Raw genomic sequence first — 23,773 nt, 5'->3', positions numbered from 1 at the left:
TATAAGGTGCTTTTCTTATTTTACAGTTCAGGGCATCTCTCAGAACGCCTTATAGCTGATCAAGTTTATTCTCTAGTTCTTTAATCCGCTGATTCAAAGCCTCTGTCATTGCTGCAAGTCTTTCCTTTGAAGGCAGGTGGGCAAAATCAGCCTGGTGAAGAGGCTCACCGATAATCAGCTTCATTTTTCCTTTTTTGAATAATTCTTTTCCGCTTGAAGGGCCCTGATATGCAGCGGGGACAAGCGGCGCTTTCCCCATTTGCGCAATCGTCACCGCACCTCTTTTCAAAGGCACATCCTCAGAGGTTCTTGTTCCGCTTGGGAAGATACCGACGATCTCTCCTTCTTTCAGCAGCTTAATCGGCGTTTTAATACTGCTTGGCCCGGGATTTTCCCGATCTACCGGAAAGGCATGAATTTTCTTCAGAAACGAACCGATCCATTTATTTTGAAAAAGCTCTTTTTTCGCCATGTAGTGTATTTGATAAGGAAGAATCCCGACTCCGAGTGTAATCACATCAACCCAGCCGGAATGTGTACACGCGATGACAAAACCTGAATCGGCCGGAAGGTTTTCTTTGTTATACACCTTCACTCCTCCGCGAAGAGAAAGAATAACTTTTAAAGCATTTGCACAAAACTTATACATATCGCACTTCCTTTGTCGTAATCAATGATTCTTTCTGTCATCTATTATAACAACATTTTTTATTACCTGGTACTAATTTTTAAGATTTCTCCCGTTTAAACGCCAAAAAGCTGAGAATTCATCCTCAGCTTTTTGATTGTTGATAAAATCATAAAATGGTTTTCATTTTATGATTTTGTCATCTATTCAGCGTGATTGAAAACCCTTGAGTCTAGGAAAGGCGAGCATGGAGCAGACTTTCACAGGATGTGATGACAGCGGTGTTTGAGCAGGACGCCTAAGCATTTAGCCGCTGTCCCTTCATCATTCGTGAGCACCGACGCGCAGGCCTGACAACGAACTCGAGGGTTTAGTCGACACGCTGAAAGCTGAGGATTCGCCCTCAGCTTTTGTTATATTTCCTCTCTGGTCGGCGGGGCCATAAACTCCGGTCCGACAGGGTCTGATATCGTATTTTCCAATATAGTATTGATATCTTTCTGATCTTCACTGTTCAGCGTCCAGCCTGTAATCTCAGATAGGGCCTCAAGCTGCCCAGGCTTTCTTGCCCCCCAAAGAGCGATATCCGCTCCCGGCTGATCTAAGATCCATCTGACAGCCAAGTGAATCACTGATTTTCCATAACGTGTCTTCGCCAGCTTATCCAATTGATTGACAGCAGAAAGATACTCTTTAAAGCGGGGCTTCTGGAATTTTGGATCGTGATTACGCAGATCATCGCCCTCAAATGTATACTCTTCGGTCATTTTGCCTGTTAACAGCCCTCTGCATAAACTGCCGTATAATAATGTTGTTATCTTGTTATCTTTCGCATAAGGAAGAACACTCTCTTCCATCTCTCTTTCAAACAGATTATATGGAGGCTGAATCGTATGGAGAGGTGCGACGGCGCGAAATGTATCCATTTGCTCAATTGAAAAATTGCTGACGCCAATCGCCCGGATTTTTCCCGCATCATATAATTCCTTCATGACTTCAGCCGTTTCTTCAATTGGCACAAGCGGATCGGGCCAATGCACCTGATAAAGATCAATATAGTCTGTTTGAAGCCGCTTCAAAGAATTCTCAACTTCCTCTACAATTCTCGCTCTGTTCGCATGGCGGAACAGCTGGTTGTTCTTCCAGTCCAGAGCCGTTTTCGTTGCGAGAATCACCTGGTCTCTTTTGCCGTACTCTTTGATTGCCTTTCCGACGATTTCCTCGGACTGCCCGAAGCCGTAAGCCGGCGCGGTGTCAATCATTGTAATCCCCTGATCAAGAGCGGCTCGGATTGTTTCAATCGATGTTTTTTCATCAGTGCCTCCCCACATCGTTCCGCCAATGGCCCATGTGCCGAGGCCGATTCTGGAGGCTTCTATTCCTGTATCTGCTATACTGGTATATTCCATTGTGCCACTCCTTCACTTTTTCACTATCTTTTCCCCTCTGGAAAAAATGTTAAACATTTCTCCGCACTATCTTTTGCGGGCATTTTTGGGTACTATATAGTAATGGTGTTTGATTAGGTATAAAAAAGCCGTTTGCATGTAATGTGCAACTTTAAACCTTTCTTATGCGTGTATAACATAGAGGGGAGAAAAGGCAGTGACGATCGATGAAATTTACCAAATGTACATGAATGATGTTTACAGGTTCCTGCTCTCCATGACAAAAGACAAGCATCTTGCTGAAGACTTACTGCAGGAAACCTTTATGCGGGCATACATACACATTCACTCCTATGATCACAGCAAAGTAAAGCCCTGGCTTTTTCAAGTGGCGCGAAACGCCTTCATTGATTACGTCAGAAAGCATAAGAAAGAAGTAACCATTTCTGATGACTTAATCGGAAGCCTCTTTCAAAATGCTGTTCAAAGTCCTGCCCATCAGGTAGAGATAAAGGAAGTGCTGACTGGTTATATGTCCGAGCTCCCCGATAATTATCGGGAGGCCTTAACGCTATATTATTTAAAAGAGTTAAACTACAAAGAAGCATCCCATATTATGAATATTTCAGAGGCGAATTTTAAAAGTGTTTTATTTCGTGCCAGACAGCGGCTGAAAGCACTTTATAATAGAGGTGTTAATGATGAATGAAGAATTTAAAAAGCGTTTTGATCAATATAAAAATGGGGAAATGAGCGACCAGGAAATGACTGCATTTGAGGAAGAACTTGAGAAGCTCGAAGTATATCAGGAACTGATTGAAAGCGAACTCGAGGACGATAACGATTGGGATCTCAGCATCAGTCCTGAAAAACAAAAAGCGATTTTAGCCTACGGCAAACGCAAGTCTTATTTGCGAATTTCTGTGCTTGCCGTCATTTCGACATTGATGATTTTGCCGCTTTGTACGCTGGGAAGCTACCTCTATTACGGAATGGGTGGAAAACACAGCACCGGCAATGAGTTTATGGAAACTGCCGCGGTCACTGTAGCCCTGACCATGCCGAATGTTCTTGTTGATACTTCCGGACTGAAAAGCCAAGTGAAGCTATTTGGAATGAATACGGAATTCCCGCTGCAAAAGCAGATTGGCACGAAGACGGCTGCCGTAGGGAATGAACGGGTTGAAATGTTTTATAACAAAGTAAAAGCACCGGCAGTAAACTACTATGACTTAGAAGTGAATAAAACCGGCCATTACTTTACACATCCTTCAAACAAGTCTGAACAAACGACCGCAAAAGCAGAAAAAACGTTAAGCACATTGCCTGAAGGAACGGTATCAGAGGTCTACCTTTCATATGACCGTGCATATCCGACAAAAGACGTGTATAACAAATTCAAAGGCTATGATGTGAGCTTTTTGTGGAACGCAATCGAAACAGAGAAAAACACAAATAAGACAGCTTCCACAGAACCTCTTGGCTATCCTGGAAAGGATTCAAAGTTCTTGGCCGCCCTTAATACAAAAGGCAAGTCGAATGGCGATCAGTTTATCAACGCCCTGAAATTCATGTCCAAACACGAAAAATGGGCTCAGGTCATTTCAAAACGGAAAGACCTGAATGTAGATAACCGATTAGATTATGTAGAGAAAAACGGTGTCAATGTATACGGTTCGGTCGTTACAGGGCCAACCAAGGAAATCCAGCGCATGCTGAAAAATAAATCTGTAAAATCAGCGAATGTCGGCGAGGTGGAATTATGGAACTGGTAAGAATTTTTAAAGAACACAATGTATTCGGCTGGATCTCTGTCGGGACAGCGGTTCTGTCCCTGCTGTTGCTGAATTTGGCCATTATCAGCAACGTCACGTTTTATTCCTATCAAATGCTTCCGTTCGCCATGGCTGCCGTTCCGTTCGGCGTTGTTGAACTCTTCATCAAGAGAGGGCGCACAGGTCCAGGCCTGCTCGGCGTCATCCTTAATCTCTTTGTGATTATTTGTGTGTATACCATTGTATCTGTAGATACGAATTTACAGTTTGGCTTTTAAAAAAGACGCCTTTTCAGGCGTCTTTTTTTCATTACACCGGTTTTTGGAACAAATAACTTTCTATAGTAAAACCCATTTTATCTGTATAAAATCGATGTGCGTCTTTACGCTGAAGGCCAGATGAAAGACTGACAAAACCAAGTCCGGCTTTTCTCGCCCAGTCTGAGGCATAATCCAAAAGCATTTTGCCGTATCCCTTTGATCGGCAAGGTGCCGTTGTAACAAGATCCGCAATCCACAAGTGCTCTCCTTTATGAATGGAAACTCTCGGCAGAGCCCCGCACAGCGCTCTGATTGCTGTATCTTCATATAAGGCAAACAGCATATACGATTCTTTCTGCACACAAGCTTCAAGCCTTTGTAGATATGTCTCGATATCCAGTTCTGTTCTCAATTCACCCATGACCGGATACGACTCAGCCCATTCTTCTATCGTGTTTAATTGTTTGATATGAATCATCTTCTCAATCCCCTTTCCTTTCGTTACAATGATCATAGCTAATAAATGGCATTTGCCAAATAGCCAATATCAGAAAAAATGACCATGCCAGCTACAAAGGAGCCACGAGATGGATATCACGCCGTTTCTTGATAAAAAGAGCAAAACACCGCTGTATGAGCAGCTTTATACCTTTTTTAAACAAGAAATTTCACATGCGCGAATCACAAAGGGAACAAGACTTCCGTCAAAACGCAGGCTTTCCAGCTTGCTCGATGTCAGCACGGCAACTATAGAACGAGCTTACGAGCAATTAACTGCTGAGGGCTATGTCAAAAGCAAGCCAAAAATCGGCTGGTTCGCGGCGGAAGTAGAACCAGGCTTCCCGACAGCCCCTGACCATTTTCATCAGTCTGCACAGCCGGGATTACTTGAAAAGAACGCACCTGCTATTGACTTCCATCAGGGCAGCGTTGATCCGACCCTCTTTCCCTTTAACGCATGGAGAAAAAGCATAGTAAAAAGTCTTGAGCGCTATTCCGGATTGTTTCACACCTCTGGCGACCCTCAAGGAGAATACGAACTCAGACACATGATTGCCCGATTCGTCAGGCTGTCTCGGGGAGTAAATTGCGAGCCCGGCCAGATTATCATCGGCGCAGGAACCACCGTGCTTCTGCAAATTCTTTGCCTTTCGCTAAAGCCAGGTACAAAAATCGGTTTTGAAGAACCAGGCTTTCACCGTTCAAGAAGGATGTTTGAAGCAAATCACATGGATGTCACTCCGATTTGTTCTGATGCAGAAGGCGTCCTGCCGGATGAGCTCTACCGTCAGAATCCTTATCTCATGTATACGACTCCTTCGCATCAGTTTCCGATTGGGACCATTATGACGATTACCCGCAGACAGGAGCTGCTGGCATGGGCGGCAGAAACAAATTCATTCATTATAGAAGATGATTACGATGGAGAATTTCGCTACAGCGGCCATCCCATTCCGTCTTTACAGGGTCTTGATCCGAATGGCAGAGTCATATATCTGGGCACTTTTTCAAAGTCACTTCTGCCTTCCTTGCGGCTCAGCTTCATGATTGTGCCCCCTGAACTCATGGAACCGATCAAAAGCAATGCTCAGTTAATGAAGCAGACCGTTTCTGCCCACTCGCAATTGGCACTGGCAGACTTCATCGAAACCGGAGAGTGGCAGAAACACATAAATAGAATGAGAAGCTTATACCGAAAAAAACACGCTATCCTGTTAGAAGCCATCCGCTCTGAACTGGGTAACACCGTTGAGATTCTCGGTAAGAACTCGGGGCTTCACATCCTGCTGCGCCTTTTGTTTCCAGCAAGTGAGGAAGAAGCAATACAAGCAGCCGCAGACCACGGTGTAACCATCTATCCCGTGTCTCCCTCATATAAAGAACAGACGCCTTTTGCTTCTGTCTTAATCGGTTATGGCGGTTTGTCAGAAGAGGACATCAGGCTCGGCATCCAAAAACTGAAAACGGCATGGGCACCGTTGATATCATCTTATTAAATAAAAAACAGGCCCCGGAAACGGAGCCTGTTTTTTAAAATGATAAAATTCCGATTAAATTTAAGAACACGATAATAATGGCAAGCGGCACGATAAAACGAAGCAAATAAAACCATGTGTAAAAGAATGCTTTACCTGCATTTGATCCATCTCGCATTTCAGCCAAGAGTTCGCTTTTCGAAATTTTAAGCGGGATAAATAGAGAAATTAACAGAGCGCCTGAAGGCATCAAAACATTGCTGACGGTAAAGTCGGCAATATCAAAAAATGTTTTGCCAAATAGGTGCACATCACTCAAAACGCCATAAGACAAGCAGCATGGGATTCCGACCAAAAAGATCAAAAGCCCGCTCGTCCATGACAGTTTTTTTCTCTTCTTTTCGTCCCCTTTTCCGATTGTGGCAACGATAATTTCAACCATCGAAAATGCTGAGGTTAAGGCTGCAAATAAAAATGCAACGAGAAAGCCGATAAAAAACAACGTGCCGAACGGAAGCTGTTCAAAAACGGCCGGAAGCACTGTAAACAGCAGTGTCGGTCCTTCATTTGGCTGAAAACCGAATGAGAAAACCGCCGGAAAAATAGCCAAACCTGCCAAGAGTGTCACAATGATATTCATCAAGACAATGGAGGCTGCCGAACGAGGGATATTTTGTGTTTTCGGCAAATAGGAGCTGTAGGTCACCATCACCGAAACCCCCAGTGTTAACGTAAAGAAGGCCTGTCCCAGCGCGAATAATATGGATTCCGGAGTCAGATCCCCGAAATGAGGCACAAGCAGAAACTTTACGCCTTCCATTGCACCATTAAGCGTAAGAGACCGAAGAACGAGCAGAATAAACAATAAAAACAAAATCGGCATCATCACCGCGCTTACCCGTTCAATCCCTTTTTGAACCCCTCTTGCGACAACGAGTACAGTCAGTGCCATAAAGACAAGCTGAGCCGCGAGCGTCTGCACCGGATTTTGGATAATAGAAGCAAAAAGAGCGCCATACTGTGCTTGAGAAAGCCCGGACAGTGAGCCTGACGCCGTTTTTACGATATACAGCAAAATCCATCCCCCAATTACACTGTAAAACGACAGCACTAAGAAACACGCGGCTACGCCGATCCACCCCGTAAGAAACCAAGCTGATCGCGGCGCTTCTTTTTTATATGCATCAATGGCATTCGTCTGGTTCCGTCTTCCAAAAATAAATTCCCCCACCAAAAGCGGATAGCCTAAGAGGATGGTAAATAACACGAAGATAAGAAAAAAGGCTCCTCCCCCATTGGTCCCCGCTACGTAAGGGAATTTCCAAATCGCGCCCAAGCCGATAGCCGAGCCGGCCGCTGCCATGACGAAACCAATTTTCGAAGCCCATTGGACTGGTTTTTGCTCAGACAATAAACGTCACTTCCTTTCCAGCCTATATTATCTCCTATTTTTGTCTTCATTTCTATAGATTCATTTGCCAAGAACAGAAAAGAGAGCGGCCTGTATGGACGCTCTCTTTATCAAAAGGTTATTGATTTAATTTTGAATGCTTTCTTGAATACAGAAAATAGATTACCAAGCCGATTAACAGCCACACTAGGAAGCGGACAATCGTCACCCATCCCAGATTTAAAATCAAGAACAGGCAGAACAGAATCGCCAGGCCTGGGATCACGGGAACTCCCGGGCATTTAAAAGCTCTCGGAAGATCAGGCTGTTTCTTTCTCAAAACGATAACTGCCACAGAAATCAGGACAAATGCCGACAACGTCCCGATGTTTACCAGCTTTGCAAGTTCATCCAGCGGAACAAGTGAGCCGAGAAGCGCCGACATCGTTCCGAAAAACCAAGTGGCTACATAAGGTGTTTTGTGCTTTGGATGCACTTTAGAAAGTGAACCCGGCACAAGTCCGTCACGCGACATGGCAAACATGACGCGGGTCTGCCCGTAAAGCATCACGAGCATAACTGTTGTCATTCCCAGCACGGCGCCAATATCAATGATGCCTGCCACCCAATTTTGCCCTGCGCTTTGAAGAACAAGAGAAACCGGATGATCCACACCCGCAAATTGAGCAAACGGGATAACCCCAGTCATGATGGCTGATACGGTGACATATAAAATCGTGCAGACCAGTAAAGAGAAAATAATGCCTTTAGGCAGATCCTTCGCGGGATTTTTCGTTTCTTCCGCAGCAGAGGATACAGCGTCAAATCCGATAAAAGCAAAGAATACGAGCGCCGCTGCACTGAACACGCCGCCAAAGCCCATTGGCATAAACGGCTGCCAGTTGTGCGGCTTCACGTAAACGGCTGCCACCGCGATAAACAGCAGAACAACCAGTATCTTCAAGATAACCATGATATTGTTGACTCTTTTTGATTCTTTGATGCCTAAATAAAGCAAATATGTGATCGCCATTACAATGACGAATGCAGGAAGATTAAACAGGGTAAAGGTGCCTTTCACTGCGCCCGGTGCCGCTGTTAAAGCAACCGGAAGATGAATGCCGAGCCCTGATAAAAACGATTGGAAATAACCAGACCAGCCGACCGACACTGCACTTACCGCCAGCATGTATTCTAAAATTAAATCCCACCCGATAATAAAGGCCATAAGCTCTCCCAATGTCGCATAAGTGAATGTATACACCGAACCTGAAACAGGCACACTTGACGCAAATTCCGCGTAAGACAGGGCGGCGAATAAACAAGCCAACGCCGCCACAACAAATGAAATCGTCAGCCCGGGACCGGCCGTGACTGCGCCTGTTCCCGTCAGAACAAAAATCCCTGTGCCAATAATGGCGCCGATTCCAAGCAACGTTAAATCAAATGCCCCTAATTCTCTTTTTAAAGACTTTTCCCCGCTCGTCGCAGCGATTAAATCCTGAATGCTTTTCTTCCTAAAAACGCTCCCTTTCATTCCCCTTCAACTCCCGATCATCTATTTTTATATATTTTATTTGAATTTTCTGAATTCATGAGTAACAATGGTCATTTTTCTTTTTTTCTACTATATTTGTACTGGTCGCGAATCATTCCTTTCTCCTACTCAATATTATATATAAAATTGCAAAAATGAAAACAAAATTGTTAGAAAAATCGACAAATTTTTTATTTTGAAATTTTTCATCACACAAAAAAACCAGCTCTGGAGCTGGTTTTTCGTTGATCACGTTGAAATAAAACGGCCGCCATTCACATGAATGGTCTGCCCTGTCATATAGGAAGATTCGTCAGACGCCAGCAGAACATAGGCGCCTGCATGCTCAACCGGCTGTCCCGGTCTTCCCATTGGGGTATCCAAGCCGTGCTGTTTCACTTTTTCCTTAGGGAATGTCGCCGGAATAAGCGGTGTCCAAATCGGACCGGGCGCCACCGCATTCACTCTGATGCCTTTATCTGCGAGCGACTTCGCCATGGAACGCGTAAAGGAAACAATCGCACCCTTTGTGCTGGAATAATCAATTAACGCCGTATCCCCTTCATAAGCGGTAATCGATGTCGTATTAATAATGGCACTCCCCTCTTGCAGGTGAGGCAAAGCTTTCTTCGTCATATGAAACATGGAAAAAATATTTGTGCGATAGGTTTTTTCCAGCTGTTCTGTTGAAATATTGAGAATGCTGTCCTGGGGATGCTGTTCAGCGGCGTTGTTCACTAAGATATCGAGTTTACCAAAATGGTCCACTGTTTGCTGCACAGCTTGTTCACAATGGTTCTCGTCCCCGACATCTCCCGGGATAAGCAGGCAGCGGACATTCTCCTTTTCGATCCGTTTGCGTGTTTCCTCTGCGTCCGAATGCTCGTCTAAGTATAGAATGGAGATATCAGCCCCCTCTTTAGCAAAGGCAATAGCTGCTGCTCTACCTATTCCGCTGTCGCCTCCAGTAATGATCGCGACTTTTCCTTTCAGTTTTCCGCTTCCTCGATAATCCTCGTCCTCTGACAGCGGCAGCGGATTCATTTTTGACTCAATACCCGGCTGTCTGTCCTGATGCTGCGGTTCTTGTCCTTCTGTTTGTCTGTCCATTGGGTTCACATTCATCACTCCTAGACATGTGGTTGATACTGAACGTTACCACATGAAAGAAATGAATAAACGCCAAAATATGTTATGAAAGAACTTCCTCGGGAATGGCACCGGTATATTTCGCTGACGGGCGGAAAATCATGTTGTTTTCTGCCTGTTCCAGCACATGGGCGCACCACCCTACCATTCGGCTTGCTGAAAAGGTCGGAGTAAACAATTCATCGTCAAAATCGATGGCCTTCATCACTGCAGCCGCGTAAAATTCAACATTTGTGTATAGCTTTCGTCCCGGTTTGTAGATTTCTAGCAAACGAATCGCTTCTGCTTCTACATGCAGCGCAAGATCAAGATCACGGTCATTGCCGGCCACCTGTTCTGCTTTCTGTCTCAAAGCTTCTGCCCGCGGGTCTTTTGTTTTGTACACCCTGTGGCCGAATCCCATCAAGCGCTCTCCTTTTTCGAGTTTTTCTTTCAGATATGCTTCAGCATGTTCTTTTTCTCCAATGTCTTCAAGCATTTTTGTCACCGCAGAAGGAGCGCCTCCGTGCAGCGGACCTTTCATCGTGCCGAGAGCAGCCGTGACGGCTGACACTAAATCACTCTCTGTTGATAACGTGACTCGTGCCGAAAAAGTGGATGCGTTCATGCCGTGCTCCATGGCCAGAATCATATAGGTTTCAAGCGCTTTCTTTTTTGCCTCTGAAGGCTGTTCGCCTGTGAGCATATAATAGTAGTTTTCGACATGTCCGTACTGGGAAGAAGGTGCAATTGCTTGTTCACCGCGCGTCCATCTTTTTCTGTATGCAATGATAGAAGGCGTGATTGCAATCAGCCGGATTGCTTCCTCTGTTTTCGGATGGAATGTGTACGTATTTTCCCCCAATGCTGAAACAACCGTTCTCAGCACCGACATATCGTCCATGTTGTTTGGCAGTGATTGAATCAAGCGCTCAATATGTTCCGGAAGATTCCGTTCCGCAGCCAGCTTATCTTTAAATACCTGCAATTCTTCAGTTGAAGGCAGTTTACCAAATAAAATCAAATAAGCCGCTTCTTCAAAGCTGTGATTCAGTGCGATGTCTTTTGCATGATGTCCTCTGTAAATCAGACGCCCTTTTTCACCATCAATATGGCTGATGGATGTTTCTACACATGTAATTCCCTTTAATCCGTAATGTACCATTTGTATTCCCCCTATCCTTTTCTGTTATTATAGTAAATATAATATTTAAAAAATAATGAATATTTTAAAGGGAATTAATTAAAAATATTAATCAGAGGGAGAATAGAAATGGATTTCAAATGGCTTCACACCTTTGTGACCGCTGCAAAATATGAGAACTTCCGAAAAACGGCGGAAACACTTTTCTTATCTCAGCCCACTGTGACCGTACATATCAAGCAATTAGAAAAAGAAATCAGCTGCAAGCTGTTCGAGCGTAAAGGCAGGCAAATCCAGCTGACTGATGAAGGCAGGGCGTATTTGCCGTATGCGCTCAGGCTTCTTGATGATTATGAAAACAGCATGGCAGAGCTTCACAGAGTGAGACAAGGCTACTCTCAAACCTTACAGCTCGCGGTTTCTCCGCTTATTGCAGATACTGTGCTTCCTTCTGTCATGAAGCGGTACACAGCAATGAATACGGAAACAGAAATGGCGGTTACGATTTTCGAATCAGCGGAAATCGCGTCACTGATTAAAGCCGGGGAAGCAGATATCGGACTAAGCTGTTTAAAGGTACAGTCTTCTTCTTTAAGCTGCCACTGCTTATACAAAGACCCTGTCGTCCTTGTTGCCCCGCCCGATAAGCGTTTCATAGAAGACAACGAAATTGATGCCAAAGAGGTGCTCGAACAATACCTGCTTTTGACCCACAATCATCCTGATTACTGGGACGACTTGCTCCGTCAAGTCAGAATGACTTTTCCATTTGTGAGAACAATGAAGGTCACTCAAACACATATAACGAAACGGTTTATCAAGGAAGGACTCGGAGTTTCATTTCTGCCTTTATCTACAGTAAAGCGTGAATTAGCAGAGAAACAGATGATCAGAATTCCTTATCAGTCTGTACAGCTGCCCTATGCCGGCGCTTACGCGATTGCCCTTTATGAAAATAAGAAAGAAAAAAAATTCTTGGATTTTTTATCACATTTTCATTTTTAGGAGCAACCAAAACGCCTGTGCTCCGTCTAATGAAAAAAACCCGTTCCAATGAACGGGTTTTCTCTAAAAATTAGAATCTTTTCGCACCGAGGTAACGAGGCTTCCAGTAGCTGTTGTTCAGGCTGCTGATTTGTACGCCGTCAGATCCTGCATGAATGAAATTGTTGTTTCCAATGTAAATCCCCATGTGAGAAGGGCCGGATTTATATGTTGTGAAGAAGACGAAATCACCAACAGACGGGCTGGCAATGCTCTTCATAGAACTCCAGTATCCTGCAGTGCTTGTTCTGCCCACACTTGTTTGTTTATTCAGTACGTACCAAATGAATCCGCTGCAGTCAAAGCCGGAAGTTGTCGTTCCGCCCCATTTATATGGCGTTCCGACTAACGCTTTTGCATCAGAAACCAGCTTGCTCACATTAAGTGATGTAGATGACGTTTTGCTGCTTGAAGACGATGAAGATGAAGCAGGTTTTGAGCTGCTTGTGCTTGTTCCTTTCACCTTCAATACTTGGTTGACATAGATTACATCTGATTTTAAGCCGTTTAAGCTTTTTAATTTGCTAACCGTAGTGCCGTATTTGCTCGCAATTTTAGAAAGGCTGTCTCCGCTCTTCACTTTATAAGTAGAAGTTGAAGACGATGACACTTTTGATGAGCTGGAGCTGCTTGAACTAGTTGAACCTTTCAGTTTCAGGACTTGTCCAACACGAAGCAAATCTGATTTTAAGCCATTCAGCTTCTTCAGTTCATTGATTGTCATGCCGTATTTTTTTGAAATTTTCCAAAGGCTGTCCCCGCTCTTTACTTTGTATGTAGAAGAAGAGGAAGAAGAACTGCTGCTTTTTGAACTTGTAGATTTGCCGTTAATCGATAAAGTTTGTCCCACATAAATAATGTCTGAACGAAGGTGGTTCTCTGATTTAATTTTACTGATCGTTGTGTCGTATTTTCTTGAAAGATCCCATAACGTGTCGCCTTTTTTCACCTTAATGCTTTGTGCAGATGCCGCTCCTGCAAATAACGTCGATCCTAAAACAACTGCTGTCGTAGCTGTAATGATTTGCTTTTTCATATTTTCCTCCCCAAATGTTAACTCTCTCTATATATGTATCTCTTTTTTTAATTAATCTTATTGATTTCTATTATAAGGATAGATTCCCATCAGAAATAGTCTTGACTTCATGTGACAAATTTCTTAATTATTCGTTCTAAAAAAAAGTTTTTAAGGGTATTAAATATTTCATTTTCGTTGCAAAGGTGACAAAAAACGAGTGCTTTTGTCATGTTTTATGGGATGTTTTTCAACATAAAGGAAATAAATGAAAAACTTTCGGGGTCGGCTCACATACCTGAAAAATGAGTGATAAAGAATATTCGAGGAGAGCTGCGGTTATCCGCAGTTTTTTTATTTAAACAAACATATCATGCAAAGACAGAGAGGTAAAGATTTTTCTGAAAAATGAATGCTTTACATCAAATAAGGCAAGATAACGAAAAGCGTTTTTTTATTTCCTTACAAGGCTTTACTTATTGTTTACATGATCAACAGCCGCATTTAACAAAATTTCCCTAACATGATAAACGGAATACATTAAAGGAGGCATGAAAAAAATGAGTTTGTTTCAAAATATGAAATCAAAACTTCTGCCAATCGCCGCTGTTTCTGTCCTTACAGCTGGAGTCTTTGCCGGAGCTGAGCTGCAGCAAACAGAAAAGGCCAGCGCCAAAAAACAAGACAAAGCTGAGATCAGAAATGTCATTGTGATGATAGGCGACGGCATGGGGACGCCTTACATAAGAGCCTACCGTTCCATGAAAAATAACGGTGACACACCGAATAACCCGAAGTTAACAGAATTTGACCGGAACCTGACAGGCATGATGATGACGCATCCGGATGACCCTGACTATAATATTACAGATTCAGCAGCAGCCGGAACAGCATTAGCAACAGGCGTTAAGACATATAACAATGCAATTGGCGTCGATAAAAACGGAAAAAAAGTGAAATCTGTACTTGAAGAGGCCAAACAGCAAGGCAAGTCAACAGGGCTTGTCGCTACGTCTGAAATTAACCACGCCACTCCAGCCGCATATGGCGCCCACAATGAATCACGGAAAAACATGGACCAAATCGCCAACAGCTATATGGATGACAAAATAAAAGGCAAACTTAAAATAGACGTGCTGCTCGGCGGCGGAAAATCGTATTTTAACCGCAAGGACAGAAACTTGACAAAGGAATTCAAACAAGCCGGCTACAGCTATGTGACAACTAAACAAGCATTGAAGAAAAATAAAGATCAGCAGGTGCTCGGGCTTTTCGCAGAGGGAGGGCTTGCTAAGGCGCTCGACCGTGACAGCAAAACACCGTCTCTCAAAGACATGACGGTTTCAGCAATTGATCGCCTGAACCAAAATAAAAAAGGATTTTTCTTGATGGTCGAAGGGAGCCAGATTGACTGGGCGGCCCATGACAATGATACAGTAGGAGCCATGAGCGAGGTTAAAGATTTTGAACAGGCCTATAAAGCCGCGATTGAATTTGCGAAAAAAGACAAACATACACTTGTGATTGCAACTGCTGACCATACAACCGGCGGCTTTACCATTGGCGCAAACGGGGAAAAGAATTGGCACGCAGAACCGATTCTCTCCGCTAAGAAAACACCTGAATTCATGGCCAAAAAAATCAGTGAAGGCAAGCCGGTTAAAGATGTACTCGCCCGCTATGGCAATCTGAAAGTCACATCTGAAGAAATCAAAAGCGTTGAAGCAGCTGCACAGGCTGACAAAAGCAAAGGGGCCTACAAAGCCATCATCAAGATTTTTAATACTCGCTCCAACAGCGGATGGACGAGTACCGATCATACCGGCGAAGAAGCACCGGTATACGCGTACGGCCCCGGAAAAGAAAAATTCCGCGGATTGATTAACAATACGGACCAGGCAAACATCATATTTAAGATTTTAAAAACTGGAAAATAAAAAGGATGCAGAACGCTGCATCCTCTTTTTTATAAATATCTGCGGTGAACACCTTTTCCGTCGTACGAAAACATGACTTCCTTATCCTCAAGCACAGACTCAATGTGCACGCTTCTTCCCCAAAGCTGGAATAAATAAGGGAGCACTTTCTCCAAATATTTCAAATCTAACTCTATTCCTTCATACCAATGCTTAATATAGAGCTCGTTATTTTTCATATAATCGCCGTCGTTTACTGTCAAATATGGAAAACCGCCATTTACCCGCATGCTTACGAGCTGGTCGCGCACCGACTTCCACTGTTTATCGATGATTTTATAATCTCGGCCCTGTTTTTGAAACAAATAAAGATCCTCGCGCATGACTAATTCTTTGGTTAAATAATTGCGGATGAAAGAGATATCGGATTCAATCTCCCTGACCTCAAACATTTTCTCCCGGCCGGAGTCAGGCTGCACGCCCATTTTCTTCATTTCCTCCGTCGGGTTGTTGTACCTCTCCTCAATGTCTTCAAATATTTTTAGCCCTAAATAATAAGGATTAATACCTGTTTTGGACGGCTGAACGACACCTGCATTCAGCTTGGCGAACTCGATCGCTTCATCAGAGGTTAAATCAAGCTCACGTATAATTCGCTGGTGCCAATAGGAAGCCCAGCCCTCATTCATAATCTTGGTTTCCAGCTGAGGCCAGAAATAAAGCATTTCCTCTCTCATCATCGTTAATATATCACGCTGCCATGGCTCAAGCTCCCGGGAATGCTCCTCGATAAAAAGCAGGATATCTTTTTCAGGCCGCGGCGGGAACGGTTTTTTCGATTTTTTCACTTGTTTTTTCGGTTTCTTTTCATCCAATGACCATAGATCATCGTAAGGCGTGGCTGCCTCTTCAATCTCCTCTTCCTCATCATCCACACTCCATTGGAGCTTTGGTCGGACCAACGACGGATCGATATGCTCCTGAATCGAAAGGATTGCATCTAAAAAAGATTCGACTTCTTTTATCCCGTGAACCTGTTCATAGTGTTTTATCCGTTCAGCTGTTGCCGCCATGCTTTCCACCATATCGCGCTTCGTGTTTTGGAAACGGCAGTTGTTTTTGAAGAAATCGCAATGAGCAAGAACGTGTGCGACAATCAATTTATTTTGGATCAGTGAGTTGCTGTCCAGCAAAAAAGCGTAGCATGGATCTGAGTTAATGACCAGCTCATAGATCTTACTTAACCCTAGATCATAGTGCAGCTTCATCTTGTGAAACTGCTTGCCGAAGCTCCAGTGGCTGAATCTTGTCGGCATCCCGTACGCGCCAAATGTATAAATAATTTCAGCCGGGCAGATTTCATATCTCATCGGGTAGAAATCAAGGCCGAATCCTTTTGCAATTTCGGTAATTTCCTCAATTGCCCGCTGTAATCCCTTCTTCTCCTCCGCGTTCAACCGAATCCCCCCTACTTGGACTTATCTATAATGTATGAGCCCGCCAGACAAAAGATGATAGTCTCACTCGGGCAAGAAAAAATTCCCCCGGCACATTCATCTGTTTGCTTATTGGATAAGTGGGTAAACACACACCATACTACGAAAAAGGAGCGATACCAATTGAATGTAGCAGACGTGTTTTCTTCTTATCTCAGTAAGCTGCCAAACGTAATCATTGCTTTACTCGTCTTATTAATCGGCTGGGCTATTGCTAAAATCATTGAAAAAGCGGTATACAAAGGACTCAGCAAAACAAAAATCGACGACAAGCTCTTTGCTGGGAAAAAGCCTTCACGCTATTCCTCGGAAAAAGTCATAAGCAAGGTCGTTTATTTTATCGCACTGATCATCGTCTTTATTTTATTCTTTAACATTTTGCACCTGACAACAGTGGCATCGCCGTTTGTCAGTATGCTTTCGGCGATTGCAGCTGCGATCCCAAGCGTGCTGAAAGCCGGACTCATTCTGCTGTTAGGATGGGCTGCAGCCTCTGTTTTGAGCTTCCTTGTCAAAAAAATCGGGATGAAGCTGAACACGAGTGACAAACTGCGCAAGTGGAATTTGGTGTCTGAAGGAAAAGATATTCACCAGGCTGTCAATACCGCTTCACAAATTGTCTTTTATCTCGTGCTGCTTGTTTTTCTGCCAGGGGTCTTATCTTCTTTGAAAATCAGCGGCATTTCAGGTCCTTTTACAAATATGATGGAAAGCGTGCTCGCTTTTCTGCCGAAATTATTTGCAGCGGCGCTTATCGTATTAATCGGATGGCTTGTTGCCCGCCTTGTCCGTGATATCATTACGAATTTCCTTGCAAGCATCGGCACGGAAAGATTCGCGGCACGTATGGGTTTATCAATTTACTTAAAAGATACAAGCCTTTCAGCAGTCATCGGAACAATCGCTTATGTGCTGATTATGATTCCGGTGGTCATTTCAGCGCTTGATCAGCTGGATGTCGCCGGCATTTCAAAACCGGCTGTCTCTATGCTGAATACGATTTTAAACATGCTTCCGAACATCATGATTGCCATCGTGCTTGTTTTAGCAGGTATCTGGGCAGGAAAATGGGTGAAATCCATGGTGTCCGGACTGCTCCATCGCGCAGGCTTTGATTCTGTCTTAGGGAAAATGGGCATGGAAGCCGGAACGCCTGCAAAGCTGTCCTTGTCTCAAGTTGTCGGTATGATTGCGCAAATCATTGTCATTCTGCTCTTTACAGCTGAGGCGCTTCAAATTGTTCGGCTGCACTTCCTCGTAGAAATTGCCACTGGTATCATCGCGTATCTGCCGAATGTCCTTGTCGCAGTATTCATTCTCGGACTCGGCCTTTACGCAGGAGAATTGGTGAGAAAAGTGCTCTCAAGCATGATAAAAGGCCAGGAATTCAAGTCTTTAGCGCCTATTGCTAAATATACGATTATCGCACTTGCTTTCTTTATGGCCCTGGATCAGCTTGGTGTCGCTGCGACAATCGTCAATTCCGCGTTCATCATCGTTCTTAGCGGCTTCGCACTCGCTTTCGGTTTATCCTTCGGCCTTGGCGGTAAGGATTTTGCATCACGTTATCTGTCTACATTTGAACGCAAAATGCAAAACACAGAAATCGAAAAAAACCGTAAAAACCAAAATCCGCCGAATGACATGTAAGCAAAAAACATGCACCCAGCTGGGTGCATGTTTTTTTAATTCCTTTTTTTTCATTTTTCAATCGATTATGATAAGATATAGAAAATGTCTTATTCTGAGGTCTTATTATGAAGTTAACCAATTATACAGATTATTCATTAAGAGTGTTGATTTTTCTGGCTGCAGAGCGTCCCGGAGAACTTTCAAATATAAAACAGATTGCCGAAACGTATTCTATTTCAAAAAATCATCTCATGAAAGTCATATACAGGCTCGGCCAGCTCGGCTACGTAGAAACGATACGCGGACGGGGCGGCGGCATACGATTAGGCATGGAACCTGAAGACATCAACATCGGTGAGGTTGTCAGAAAAACGGAGGACGATTTTAATATTGTTGAATGTTTTGATGCGAACAAGAATCTCTGTGTTATTTCCCCGGTTTGCGGCTTAAAACATGTGCTGAATGAAGCGCTTTTAGCCTACCTCGCAGTTTTAGACAAATACACACTGCGTGACCTCGTCAAAAACAAAGAAGATATCATGAAGCTTTTAAAAATGAAGGAATAGATTAAGATTCCTTCTTTTTTTATGCCCTTTTTCCCCCTTATTGTTAAGATAATTTGGCTATTTTTATAAAAAGGCAAAACGATGAGACAAATGTGCCGATATAAAAAAGAAACAGCAAATGCAAAATCATTGGGGGAAAAAGGAGAGCTAAGATGAAAAAGAAATTAGCAGCAGGGCTGACAGCATCTGCGATTGTCGGCACAACTTTAGCAGTGACACCAGCTGAAGCAGCAACGATTAAGGTCAAAAGCGGAGATTCTTTATGGAAACTGGCCCAAACCTATAACACAAGTGTGGCGGCCCTCACATCCGCCAATCATCTTTCGACTACTGTTCTGTCGATCGGCCAGACGCTTACTATTCCAGGCAGCAAATCCAGCACTTCTTCATCTACTTCAAGCTCAACAACCAAGAAGAGCGGAAGTTCTGTTTACACAGTGAAAAGCGGAGATTCACTTTGGCTGATCGCAAATGAGTTTAAAATGACCGTGCAGGAACTGAAAAAATTAAACGGACTAAGCAGCGATTTAATTCGTGCTGGGCAGAAATTAAAGGTGTCCGGTACTGTTTCTTCAAGCCCTAGTTCCAGTAAAAAAAGCAACTCTAATAAGAGTTCAAGCTCCAGTTCAAAAAGCAGTTCTAATAAGAGTTCAAGTTCCTCATCTTCTACGGGAACATATAAGGTGCAGCTTGGAGATTCACTCTGGAAAATTGCAAACAAAGTCAATATGTCCATCGCTGAATTGAAGGTCTTGAACAACTTAAAATCAGACACCATTTACGTGAATCAGGTGTTGAAAACAAAATCAAGCGGCTCTGATACGTCTTCTAAAGACACTTCATCCAAATCGAACCAAACTTCAGCAACAACTAAATATACCGTTAAAAGCGGTGATTCACTTTGGAAAATCGCAAACAACTATAACCTGACTGTACAGCATATCCGAAATATCAACAATCTGAAATCAGATGTGCTGTACGTTGGACAAGTATTGAAGCTGACAGGTAAAGCATCTTCAGGCTCTTCATCATCGTCGTCTTCTTCGTCAAATGCAAGCTCCGGCACGACGACTACATACACAGTGAAAAGCGGTGATTCCTTATGGGTGATTGCTCAAAAATTTAATGTAACAGCTCAGCAGATTCGTGAGAAAAACAATTTAAAAACGGATGTCTTGCAGGTTGGCCAAAAGCTGGTCATTTCCGGAAAAGCTTCATCATCGTCTTCATCCGGTTCTTCAAACACCACCAGCTCAACGAGTGCGAAGATTAACACAATGATTTCGGCCGCTAAAGCGCAGCTTGGGGTTCCGTATCGCTGGGGAGGCACGACACCGTCCGGGTTTGACTGCAGCGGATTCATTTACTATGTACTGAACAAAGTCACATCCGTATCTAGATTAACGGCAGCGGGATATTGGAACACAATGAAATCAGTTAGCCAGCCTGCTGTCGGAGATTTTGTTTTCTTTACAACATATAAAGCCGGCCCTTCCCACGTCGGAATTTACCTAGGCAACGGGGAATTCATAAATGCCAACGATTCCGGAGTTGTCATTTCCAATATGAACAACTCTTACTGGAAACAGCGCTATCTCGGTGCAAAACGATATTTCTAAAAACAGAAACTGTGCGGCCTTAACGGCTGTACAGTTTTTTATTAGAGCCTAAAGACGTTGATGCTGATCATATGATTTGTCACCGGATGAAAATAGACTTCGGCCCGAACAGAAAAAGTGTCATCTTTCTGTCTGACTGTCACCCGAAAGACATCTTTCGTCTGCTGATCATTCACCTCTGTACGCCCCATATAAGCATAATCAGAAAAAGAAGCGCCCTTATATTCATCCTGAATTTTGCTCCAGGCAAGCTGTTCCCACTTTTGAACGGACTCGTCTGTGTCCGTTGAATGACCTTTTGCAGCCATTGACACGATAATCAATCCGCAGAAAAACAGCGCGATGGTATACGGCAGGGATTTCATTTTTTCAGTCTCCTGTACCCAGAATATATTCCCTCATAGGTTTACCAAAAGCGATATCTTCATTCAGGCATTTTGATTTTATGTCTCCCTCATATTGCTACCCCTTTACTGACGCAGACGGCAAGTTTTGCCCCGTCAATAACAGAGGATGCGGCATAAACTAATCATGAACTTCTCACCCAAGAAAGGAGAAGCGATTCATGGATTATGCCGATTACGATAAAGCGCTTTATTACACCCATCGTTCTCAATGGGATAATTTATTAATTTTAATGGTGCGTACAGAGGACGATTTGTTATCAAAACGAATTGAGCATTTTCTGCATGCGTATCATTTTGAACAGGATTACGCCGTTTTAGAAAAGATGCTGTATTCCCTTCTCCGATATATTGATCATGCCACAGAGCTGACTTATGAAGATCAAATAGCCCTTCTCACATAAACAAATCCCGGCGTTTAGACGCCGGGATTTCCTGCTTTTGCGAACATGCTGAGTTCTTCGACAAGCTCTTTTATGCTTTCCTTAATGTTTTCAGCCACTGTAGCATTTTCAACATCAATATGCACCGGATCAAGCACCAGCTGCTTCGGAATGACATTGGCGTAGACACCCCGCATCACAGTTCTCATATTGTTCAGCGCATTGATGCCGCCTTTTCCGCCTCCCGCTACTGCCAATAATGCAACGGGCTTATATTTGAATTGTTCGCTGCTTAGAAAATCCAAGGCATTTTTTAAAGCGCCGCTCATGCCGCTGTGATATTCAGGCGATAATAATACAATCGCATCCGCTATCGTAACGCGTTGCTTAAGCTCCTGTACTTTCAACAGTTCAGATTGTTCCGCTTCACCGTTAAAAACGGGCAATACAAACTCGCTTAGATCAATCAAATCCGTGTGATACAGAGCTGAAATATAGGATGCTGCAATTCTTGTTCGGCCATGTTTTCTAGGCGTGCCATTTATGACTAACATGTTCATTTCGAGATCTCTCCATTCAGATTATATTTCACTGCGAAAAGCGCTGCTTGCGTGCGGTCGGCCACTTCAAGTTTTGCTAAAAGATTCGATACATGGGTTTTTACTGTTTTTTCTGAAATAAACAAGGCTGCTGCGATTTCTTTATTGCTTTTCCCGTTTGCTATTTCAGTCAGAACGTCTTTTTCCCTTCTTGTTAATTGATAGTATTTTTCTTTTTCCGGGTCGTGCTGATTTTTCATATGTGTCAGCACATGGGGCATAATAGCTGTAGAAAGCTTGTATTCGCCAGCATGCACTTGTCTTAGTGTTTTCACCAATTCCTCGGGCTCCGTATCCTTTAATTGATACGCCTTCGCGCCTGCCTGAAGCGCGGGGATGACGTGCTCCTGATCAGAGTAGCTCGTCAGCACAATGATATTCGTATCCGGAAATTGCTGTATTGCTTTTTTAATGGCTTGAATGCCGTCCATCTCGGGCATAGACAAATCCATTAGCACAAGATCCGGCTTTGTCTCTTCGATGACACGGAGAGCTTCTAATCCAGTTGCAGCTTCTCCGACGACTTCAATATCATCCTGGGTGGCAAAGAAAAAACGCAGACCCTTTCTGACAACATGATGATCATCAGCAATGACAATTTTCATACCGCCCCTCCTTTTCGGCTTGTTAGCGGAAGCCTGATGGACAGCTTTGTTCCTGTTCCAAGCGCTGACTCAATCCAAAACTTAGCTCCGGCTTTTTCCGCTCGTTCTTTCATACCCTTGATGCCAAGTGAAGGCAGATCGGCATGCGCTTCATAGCGAAATCCTGCCCCATGATCGATGATATCCAGCTCCGCATGGCACAAAGAAGCAGTCAGACTAACATACGCCGTATCCGTTCCGGCATGCTTTTTGCAGTTATTTAAAGCTTCCTGTACGACACGCCATAGCATATGCTCCTGCTCATCAGTCAGAACAGGACAGCCTTTTTGTGTAAAAATGATCTTCAATCCAATGAGCGCACCATAGCTTTTAATGGCTTCAGCCAGCCCTTTTTCCAATCCTCCGGGGCGAAGCTGCCAAATTAACGCTTTCATTTCTGCGAGCGCGTCCTGTGATAGGTTTTGGATGAAATCAATCATCTGCTGTAAATTTTCATCTTTTGTTAGTGTCTTCGCAGCTTTGGCAGTTAAACTGACGGAAAATAGCATTTGATTGACTGAATCGTGAAGCTCCTGAGCGAGGCGGTTACGCTCCATTAAAAGAGCATTTTTTTGTTGATATTCAGAAAGCCTCATACGCTGGATTGCCGTTCCGATCTGAAAGGCGACAGACTCGAGTAAATGCAGCTCTTCCTCATCAAACATGGTTTTTCCGGCCGCCGCTACATTTAACAATCCGAATCTTCTGTCCCCGTCTTCTAAAGGCACAGTTGCATGATGCGTAATCCCTTCTGTGTCAAAACAATGCAGGTTTTCTGCTGATTCGATGCGTTTGCAGTTCATGATATTTGCAGCCTTTCTAAGCCCTCCGTTATTGAATTTCGTCAGGCAGTAACACTCCCCTTCGCACATCAGCACTTTTTCCTTGCGGCTTAAAGCCGGGGGCAGATAAGCGTCGGCCGCTAACGTATAAGACCCATCTTCTTCGATCAGAAAAATCCATCCGGATTGAAGATTTGTCAGACTCAGCAACTCTTTTAAAACCTCATCCAGTGTTGCTTTGATATCGTGCCCTTGATTTAAGGTTTCCGCAATCGTTTTCAGCGTTTTTAATTTTTCCATCCTCGTTTTGCTCACGTTTCTCACTCCGGCATTGATCTTGTATTTAAGATTATACCAGTTTTTTGTATTTCATTACTTCACTTGTAGGATGATTTTCTTTCAGACTTTTGGATGAGAAAGAGAAAAAGCCGGATCATTTACAATGAC

The 23,773-nt window shown here is 43.6% G+C and carries 23 protein-coding genes; 10 read left to right on the top strand and 13 right to left on the bottom strand.

Annotated features, from left to right (window positions below):
• Window positions 1-49: 49 nt before the first annotated feature.
• A complete protein-coding gene (locus MHI44_RS16730; RefSeq protein ID WP_003233335.1) occupies window positions 50-649 on the bottom strand; it encodes a 1-acylglycerol-3-phosphate O-acyltransferase in 600 nt (199 codons plus the stop codon).
• Window positions 650-1,041: 392 nt separating this feature from the next.
• Window positions 1,042-2,037 (bottom strand): aldo/keto reductase AkrN, encoded by a 996-nt coding sequence (gene akrN, locus MHI44_RS16725; protein ID WP_003233337.1) that lies wholly within the window; start codon window positions 2,035-2,037, stop codon window positions 1,042-1,044.
• 196 nt (window positions 2,038-2,233) lie between these two features.
• On the opposite strand from akrN, the gene sigM reads away from it, so the two are divergent.
• From sigM to MHI44_RS16710, 3 genes are read left to right on the top strand one after another with little or no spacing between them, the layout of a single operon-like run.
• Window positions 2,234-2,725, top strand: a complete 492-nt coding sequence (gene sigM / locus MHI44_RS16720) for an RNA polymerase sigma factor SigM (protein ID WP_003224177.1) — start codon at window positions 2,234-2,236, stop codon at window positions 2,723-2,725.
• Window positions 2,715-3,791, top strand: a complete 1,077-nt coding sequence (locus MHI44_RS16715; protein ID WP_015252469.1) for an anti-sigma factor — start codon at window positions 2,715-2,717, stop codon at window positions 3,789-3,791. The genes sigM and MHI44_RS16715 overlap by 11 nt, the downstream gene beginning before the upstream one ends.
• Complete coding sequence (locus tag MHI44_RS16710; protein ID WP_003233341.1) at window positions 3,779-4,069, top strand: anti-sigma-M factor; 291 nt, start codon at window positions 3,779-3,781, stop codon at window positions 4,067-4,069. Before MHI44_RS16715 ends, MHI44_RS16710 begins: the two co-directional genes overlap by 13 nt.
• 31 nt (window positions 4,070-4,100) lie before the next feature.
• Here the strand turns inward: MHI44_RS16710 and MHI44_RS16705 are convergent, their stop codons facing one another.
• Window positions 4,101-4,529 (bottom strand): GNAT family N-acetyltransferase, encoded by a 429-nt coding sequence (locus MHI44_RS16705; RefSeq protein ID WP_088325500.1) that lies wholly within the window; start codon window positions 4,527-4,529, stop codon window positions 4,101-4,103.
• A gap of 109 nt (window positions 4,530-4,638) precedes the next feature.
• Here MHI44_RS16705 and MHI44_RS16700 point away from each other — a divergent pair, with 109 nt between their 5' ends.
• A complete protein-coding gene (locus tag MHI44_RS16700; protein ID WP_167560067.1) occupies window positions 4,639-6,048 on the top strand; it encodes a PLP-dependent aminotransferase family protein in 1,410 nt (469 codons plus the stop codon).
• Between the two features lie 34 nt (window positions 6,049-6,082).
• Here MHI44_RS16700 and MHI44_RS16695 read toward each other — a convergent pair whose 3' ends face one another.
• The 4 genes from MHI44_RS16695 to citA form a co-directional block, all read right to left on the bottom strand.
• Entirely contained in the window at window positions 6,083-7,438 is a 1,356-nt protein-coding gene (locus MHI44_RS16695; protein ID WP_038427557.1) for a sodium-dependent transporter, read from the bottom strand.
• Between the two features lie 118 nt (window positions 7,439-7,556).
• Window positions 7,557-8,954: a branched-chain amino acid transporter BcaP gene (gene bcaP, locus MHI44_RS16690; RefSeq protein WP_003245791.1), complete on the bottom strand. Its 1,398-nt coding sequence runs from the start codon at window positions 8,952-8,954 to the stop codon at window positions 7,557-7,559.
• A gap of 249 nt (window positions 8,955-9,203) precedes the next feature.
• Window positions 9,204-10,073 carry an SDR family oxidoreductase gene (locus tag MHI44_RS16685; protein ID WP_212060147.1) on the bottom strand — a complete coding sequence of 290 codons (870 nt, stop codon included), beginning with the start codon at window positions 10,071-10,073 and terminating at the stop codon, window positions 9,204-9,206.
• A gap of 73 nt (window positions 10,074-10,146) precedes the next feature.
• Window positions 10,147-11,247, bottom strand: coding sequence for a citrate synthase CitA (gene citA, locus MHI44_RS16680; protein ID WP_047182345.1), 1,101 nt, complete (start codon window positions 11,245-11,247; stop codon window positions 10,147-10,149).
• A 108-nt stretch (window positions 11,248-11,355) separates the two neighbouring features.
• On the opposite strand from citA, the gene citR reads away from it, so the two are divergent.
• Window positions 11,356-12,231 (top strand): transcriptional regulator CitR, encoded by an 876-nt coding sequence (gene citR / locus MHI44_RS16675; protein WP_003233357.1) that lies wholly within the window; start codon window positions 11,356-11,358, stop codon window positions 12,229-12,231.
• A gap of 70 nt (window positions 12,232-12,301) precedes the next feature.
• Here the strand turns inward: citR and lytE are convergent, their stop codons facing one another.
• Window positions 12,302-13,306 carry a peptidoglycan endopeptidase LytE gene (lytE, locus tag MHI44_RS16670; protein ID WP_072175834.1) on the bottom strand — a complete coding sequence of 335 codons (1,005 nt, stop codon included), beginning with the start codon at window positions 13,304-13,306 and terminating at the stop codon, window positions 12,302-12,304.
• Between the two features lie 530 nt (window positions 13,307-13,836).
• Here lytE and phoA point away from each other — a divergent pair.
• The gene (gene phoA / locus MHI44_RS16665) at window positions 13,837-15,222 is read left to right on the top strand and encodes an alkaline phosphatase PhoA (RefSeq protein WP_339202459.1); all 1,386 of its coding nucleotides are present in this window, start codon (window positions 13,837-13,839) and stop codon (window positions 15,220-15,222) included.
• A 29-nt stretch (window positions 15,223-15,251) separates the two neighbouring features.
• Here the strand turns inward: phoA and spoVR are convergent, their stop codons facing one another.
• A complete protein-coding gene (gene spoVR, locus MHI44_RS16660; RefSeq protein ID WP_014479295.1) occupies window positions 15,252-16,658 on the bottom strand; it encodes a stage V sporulation protein SpoVR in 1,407 nt (468 codons plus the stop codon).
• A gap of 30 nt (window positions 16,659-16,688) precedes the next feature.
• Here spoVR and MHI44_RS16655 point away from each other — a divergent pair, with 30 nt between their 5' ends.
• The 3 genes from MHI44_RS16655 (at window position 16,689) to lytF (ending at window position 20,514) form a co-directional block, all read left to right on the top strand.
• Entirely contained in the window at window positions 16,689-18,347 is a 1,659-nt protein-coding gene (locus MHI44_RS16655) for a mechanosensitive ion channel (protein ID WP_072592518.1), read from the top strand.
• 107 nt (window positions 18,348-18,454) lie between these two features.
• Window positions 18,455-18,895: a nitric oxide-sensing transcriptional repressor NsrR gene (gene nsrR / locus MHI44_RS16650; protein WP_014479293.1), complete on the top strand. Its 441-nt coding sequence runs from the start codon at window positions 18,455-18,457 to the stop codon at window positions 18,893-18,895.
• Window positions 18,896-19,047: 152 nt separating this feature from the next.
• Window positions 19,048-20,514: a peptidoglycan endopeptidase LytF gene (lytF, locus tag MHI44_RS16645; protein WP_339202458.1), complete on the top strand. Its 1,467-nt coding sequence runs from the start codon at window positions 19,048-19,050 to the stop codon at window positions 20,512-20,514.
• Between the two features lie 41 nt (window positions 20,515-20,555).
• Here lytF and MHI44_RS16640 read toward each other — a convergent pair whose 3' ends face one another.
• Window positions 20,556-20,879, bottom strand: a complete 324-nt coding sequence (locus MHI44_RS16640; RefSeq protein ID WP_339202457.1) for a YqzG/YhdC family protein — start codon at window positions 20,877-20,879, stop codon at window positions 20,556-20,558.
• Between the two features lie 200 nt (window positions 20,880-21,079).
• On the opposite strand from MHI44_RS16640, the gene MHI44_RS16635 reads away from it, so the two are divergent.
• On the top strand, window positions 21,080-21,322 hold the full coding sequence (locus tag MHI44_RS16635; protein ID WP_003233373.1) for a YhdB family protein: 243 nt from the start codon (window positions 21,080-21,082) through the stop codon (window positions 21,320-21,322).
• Window positions 21,323-21,336: 14 nt separating this feature from the next.
• Here MHI44_RS16635 and yhdA read toward each other — a convergent pair whose 3' ends face one another.
• From yhdA to yhcY, 3 genes are read right to left on the bottom strand one after another with little or no spacing between them, the layout of a single operon-like run.
• Window positions 21,337-21,861, bottom strand: coding sequence for an FMN-dependent NADPH-azoreductase (gene yhdA / locus MHI44_RS16630; protein WP_339202455.1), 525 nt, complete (start codon window positions 21,859-21,861; stop codon window positions 21,337-21,339).
• Complete coding sequence (gene yhcZ / locus MHI44_RS16625; protein ID WP_015252479.1) at window positions 21,858-22,505, bottom strand: two-component system response regulator YhcZ; 648 nt, start codon at window positions 22,503-22,505, stop codon at window positions 21,858-21,860. The genes yhdA and yhcZ overlap by 4 nt, the downstream gene beginning before the upstream one ends.
• On the bottom strand, window positions 22,502-23,641 hold the full coding sequence (gene yhcY, locus MHI44_RS16620) for a two-component system sensor histidine kinase YhcY (RefSeq protein ID WP_032721229.1): 1,140 nt from the start codon (window positions 23,639-23,641) through the stop codon (window positions 22,502-22,504). Before yhcY ends, yhcZ begins: the two co-directional genes overlap by 4 nt.
• Window positions 23,642-23,773: the final 132 nt, after the last annotated feature.

Origin of the sequence: Bacillus sp. FSL K6-1366, from assembly GCF_037976695.1 — a bacterium.
GTDB lineage: Bacteria > Bacillota > Bacilli > Bacillales > Bacillaceae > Bacillus > Bacillus subtilis.
The sequence above is the reverse complement of the archived record's forward strand: the minus strand, read 5'-3'. Positions and strand labels throughout refer to the sequence as shown.

Excerpts from the sequence above, each read along its gene's own strand:
- MHI44_RS16730 (WP_003233335.1), bottom strand. The coding sequence starts at position 649 with ATGTATAAGTTTTGTGCAAATGCTTTAAAAGTTATTCTTTCTCTTCGC.
- akrN (WP_003233337.1), bottom strand. The coding sequence starts at position 2,037 with ATGGAATATACCAGTATAGCAGATACAGGAATAGAAGCCTCCAGAATC.
- MHI44_RS16715 (WP_015252469.1), top strand. The coding sequence starts at position 2,715 with ATGATGAATGAAGAATTTAAAAAGCGTTTTGATCAATATAAAAATGGG.
- MHI44_RS16710 (WP_003233341.1), top strand. The coding sequence starts at position 3,779 with ATGGAACTGGTAAGAATTTTTAAAGAACACAATGTATTCGGCTGGATC.
- MHI44_RS16705 (WP_088325500.1), bottom strand. The coding sequence starts at position 4,529 with ATGATTCATATCAAACAATTAAACACGATAGAAGAATGGGCTGAGTCG.
- MHI44_RS16700 (WP_167560067.1), top strand. The coding sequence starts at position 4,639 with ATGGATATCACGCCGTTTCTTGATAAAAAGAGCAAAACACCGCTGTAT.
- bcaP (WP_003245791.1), bottom strand. The coding sequence starts at position 8,954 with ATGAAAGGGAGCGTTTTTAGGAAGAAAAGCATTCAGGATTTAATCGCT.
- citA (WP_047182345.1), bottom strand. The coding sequence starts at position 11,247 with ATGGTACATTACGGATTAAAGGGAATTACATGTGTAGAAACATCCATC.
- citR (WP_003233357.1), top strand. The coding sequence starts at position 11,356 with ATGGATTTCAAATGGCTTCACACCTTTGTGACCGCTGCAAAATATGAG.
- lytE (WP_072175834.1), bottom strand. The coding sequence starts at position 13,306 with ATGAAAAAGCAAATCATTACAGCTACGACAGCAGTTGTTTTAGGATCG.
- phoA (WP_339202459.1), top strand. The coding sequence starts at position 13,837 with ATGAAAAAAATGAGTTTGTTTCAAAATATGAAATCAAAACTTCTGCCA.
- MHI44_RS16655 (WP_072592518.1), top strand. The coding sequence starts at position 16,689 with ATGTATGAGCCCGCCAGACAAAAGATGATAGTCTCACTCGGGCAAGAA.
- nsrR (WP_014479293.1), top strand. The coding sequence starts at position 18,455 with ATGAAGTTAACCAATTATACAGATTATTCATTAAGAGTGTTGATTTTT.
- lytF (WP_339202458.1), top strand. The coding sequence starts at position 19,048 with ATGAAAAAGAAATTAGCAGCAGGGCTGACAGCATCTGCGATTGTCGGC.
- MHI44_RS16640 (WP_339202457.1), bottom strand. The coding sequence starts at position 20,879 with ATGAAATCCCTGCCGTATACCATCGCGCTGTTTTTCTGCGGATTGATT.
- MHI44_RS16635 (WP_003233373.1), top strand. The coding sequence starts at position 21,080 with ATGGATTATGCCGATTACGATAAAGCGCTTTATTACACCCATCGTTCT.
- yhdA (WP_339202455.1), bottom strand. The coding sequence starts at position 21,861 with ATGAACATGTTAGTCATAAATGGCACGCCTAGAAAACATGGCCGAACA.
- yhcZ (WP_015252479.1), bottom strand. The coding sequence starts at position 22,505 with ATGAAAATTGTCATTGCTGATGATCATCATGTTGTCAGAAAGGGTCTG.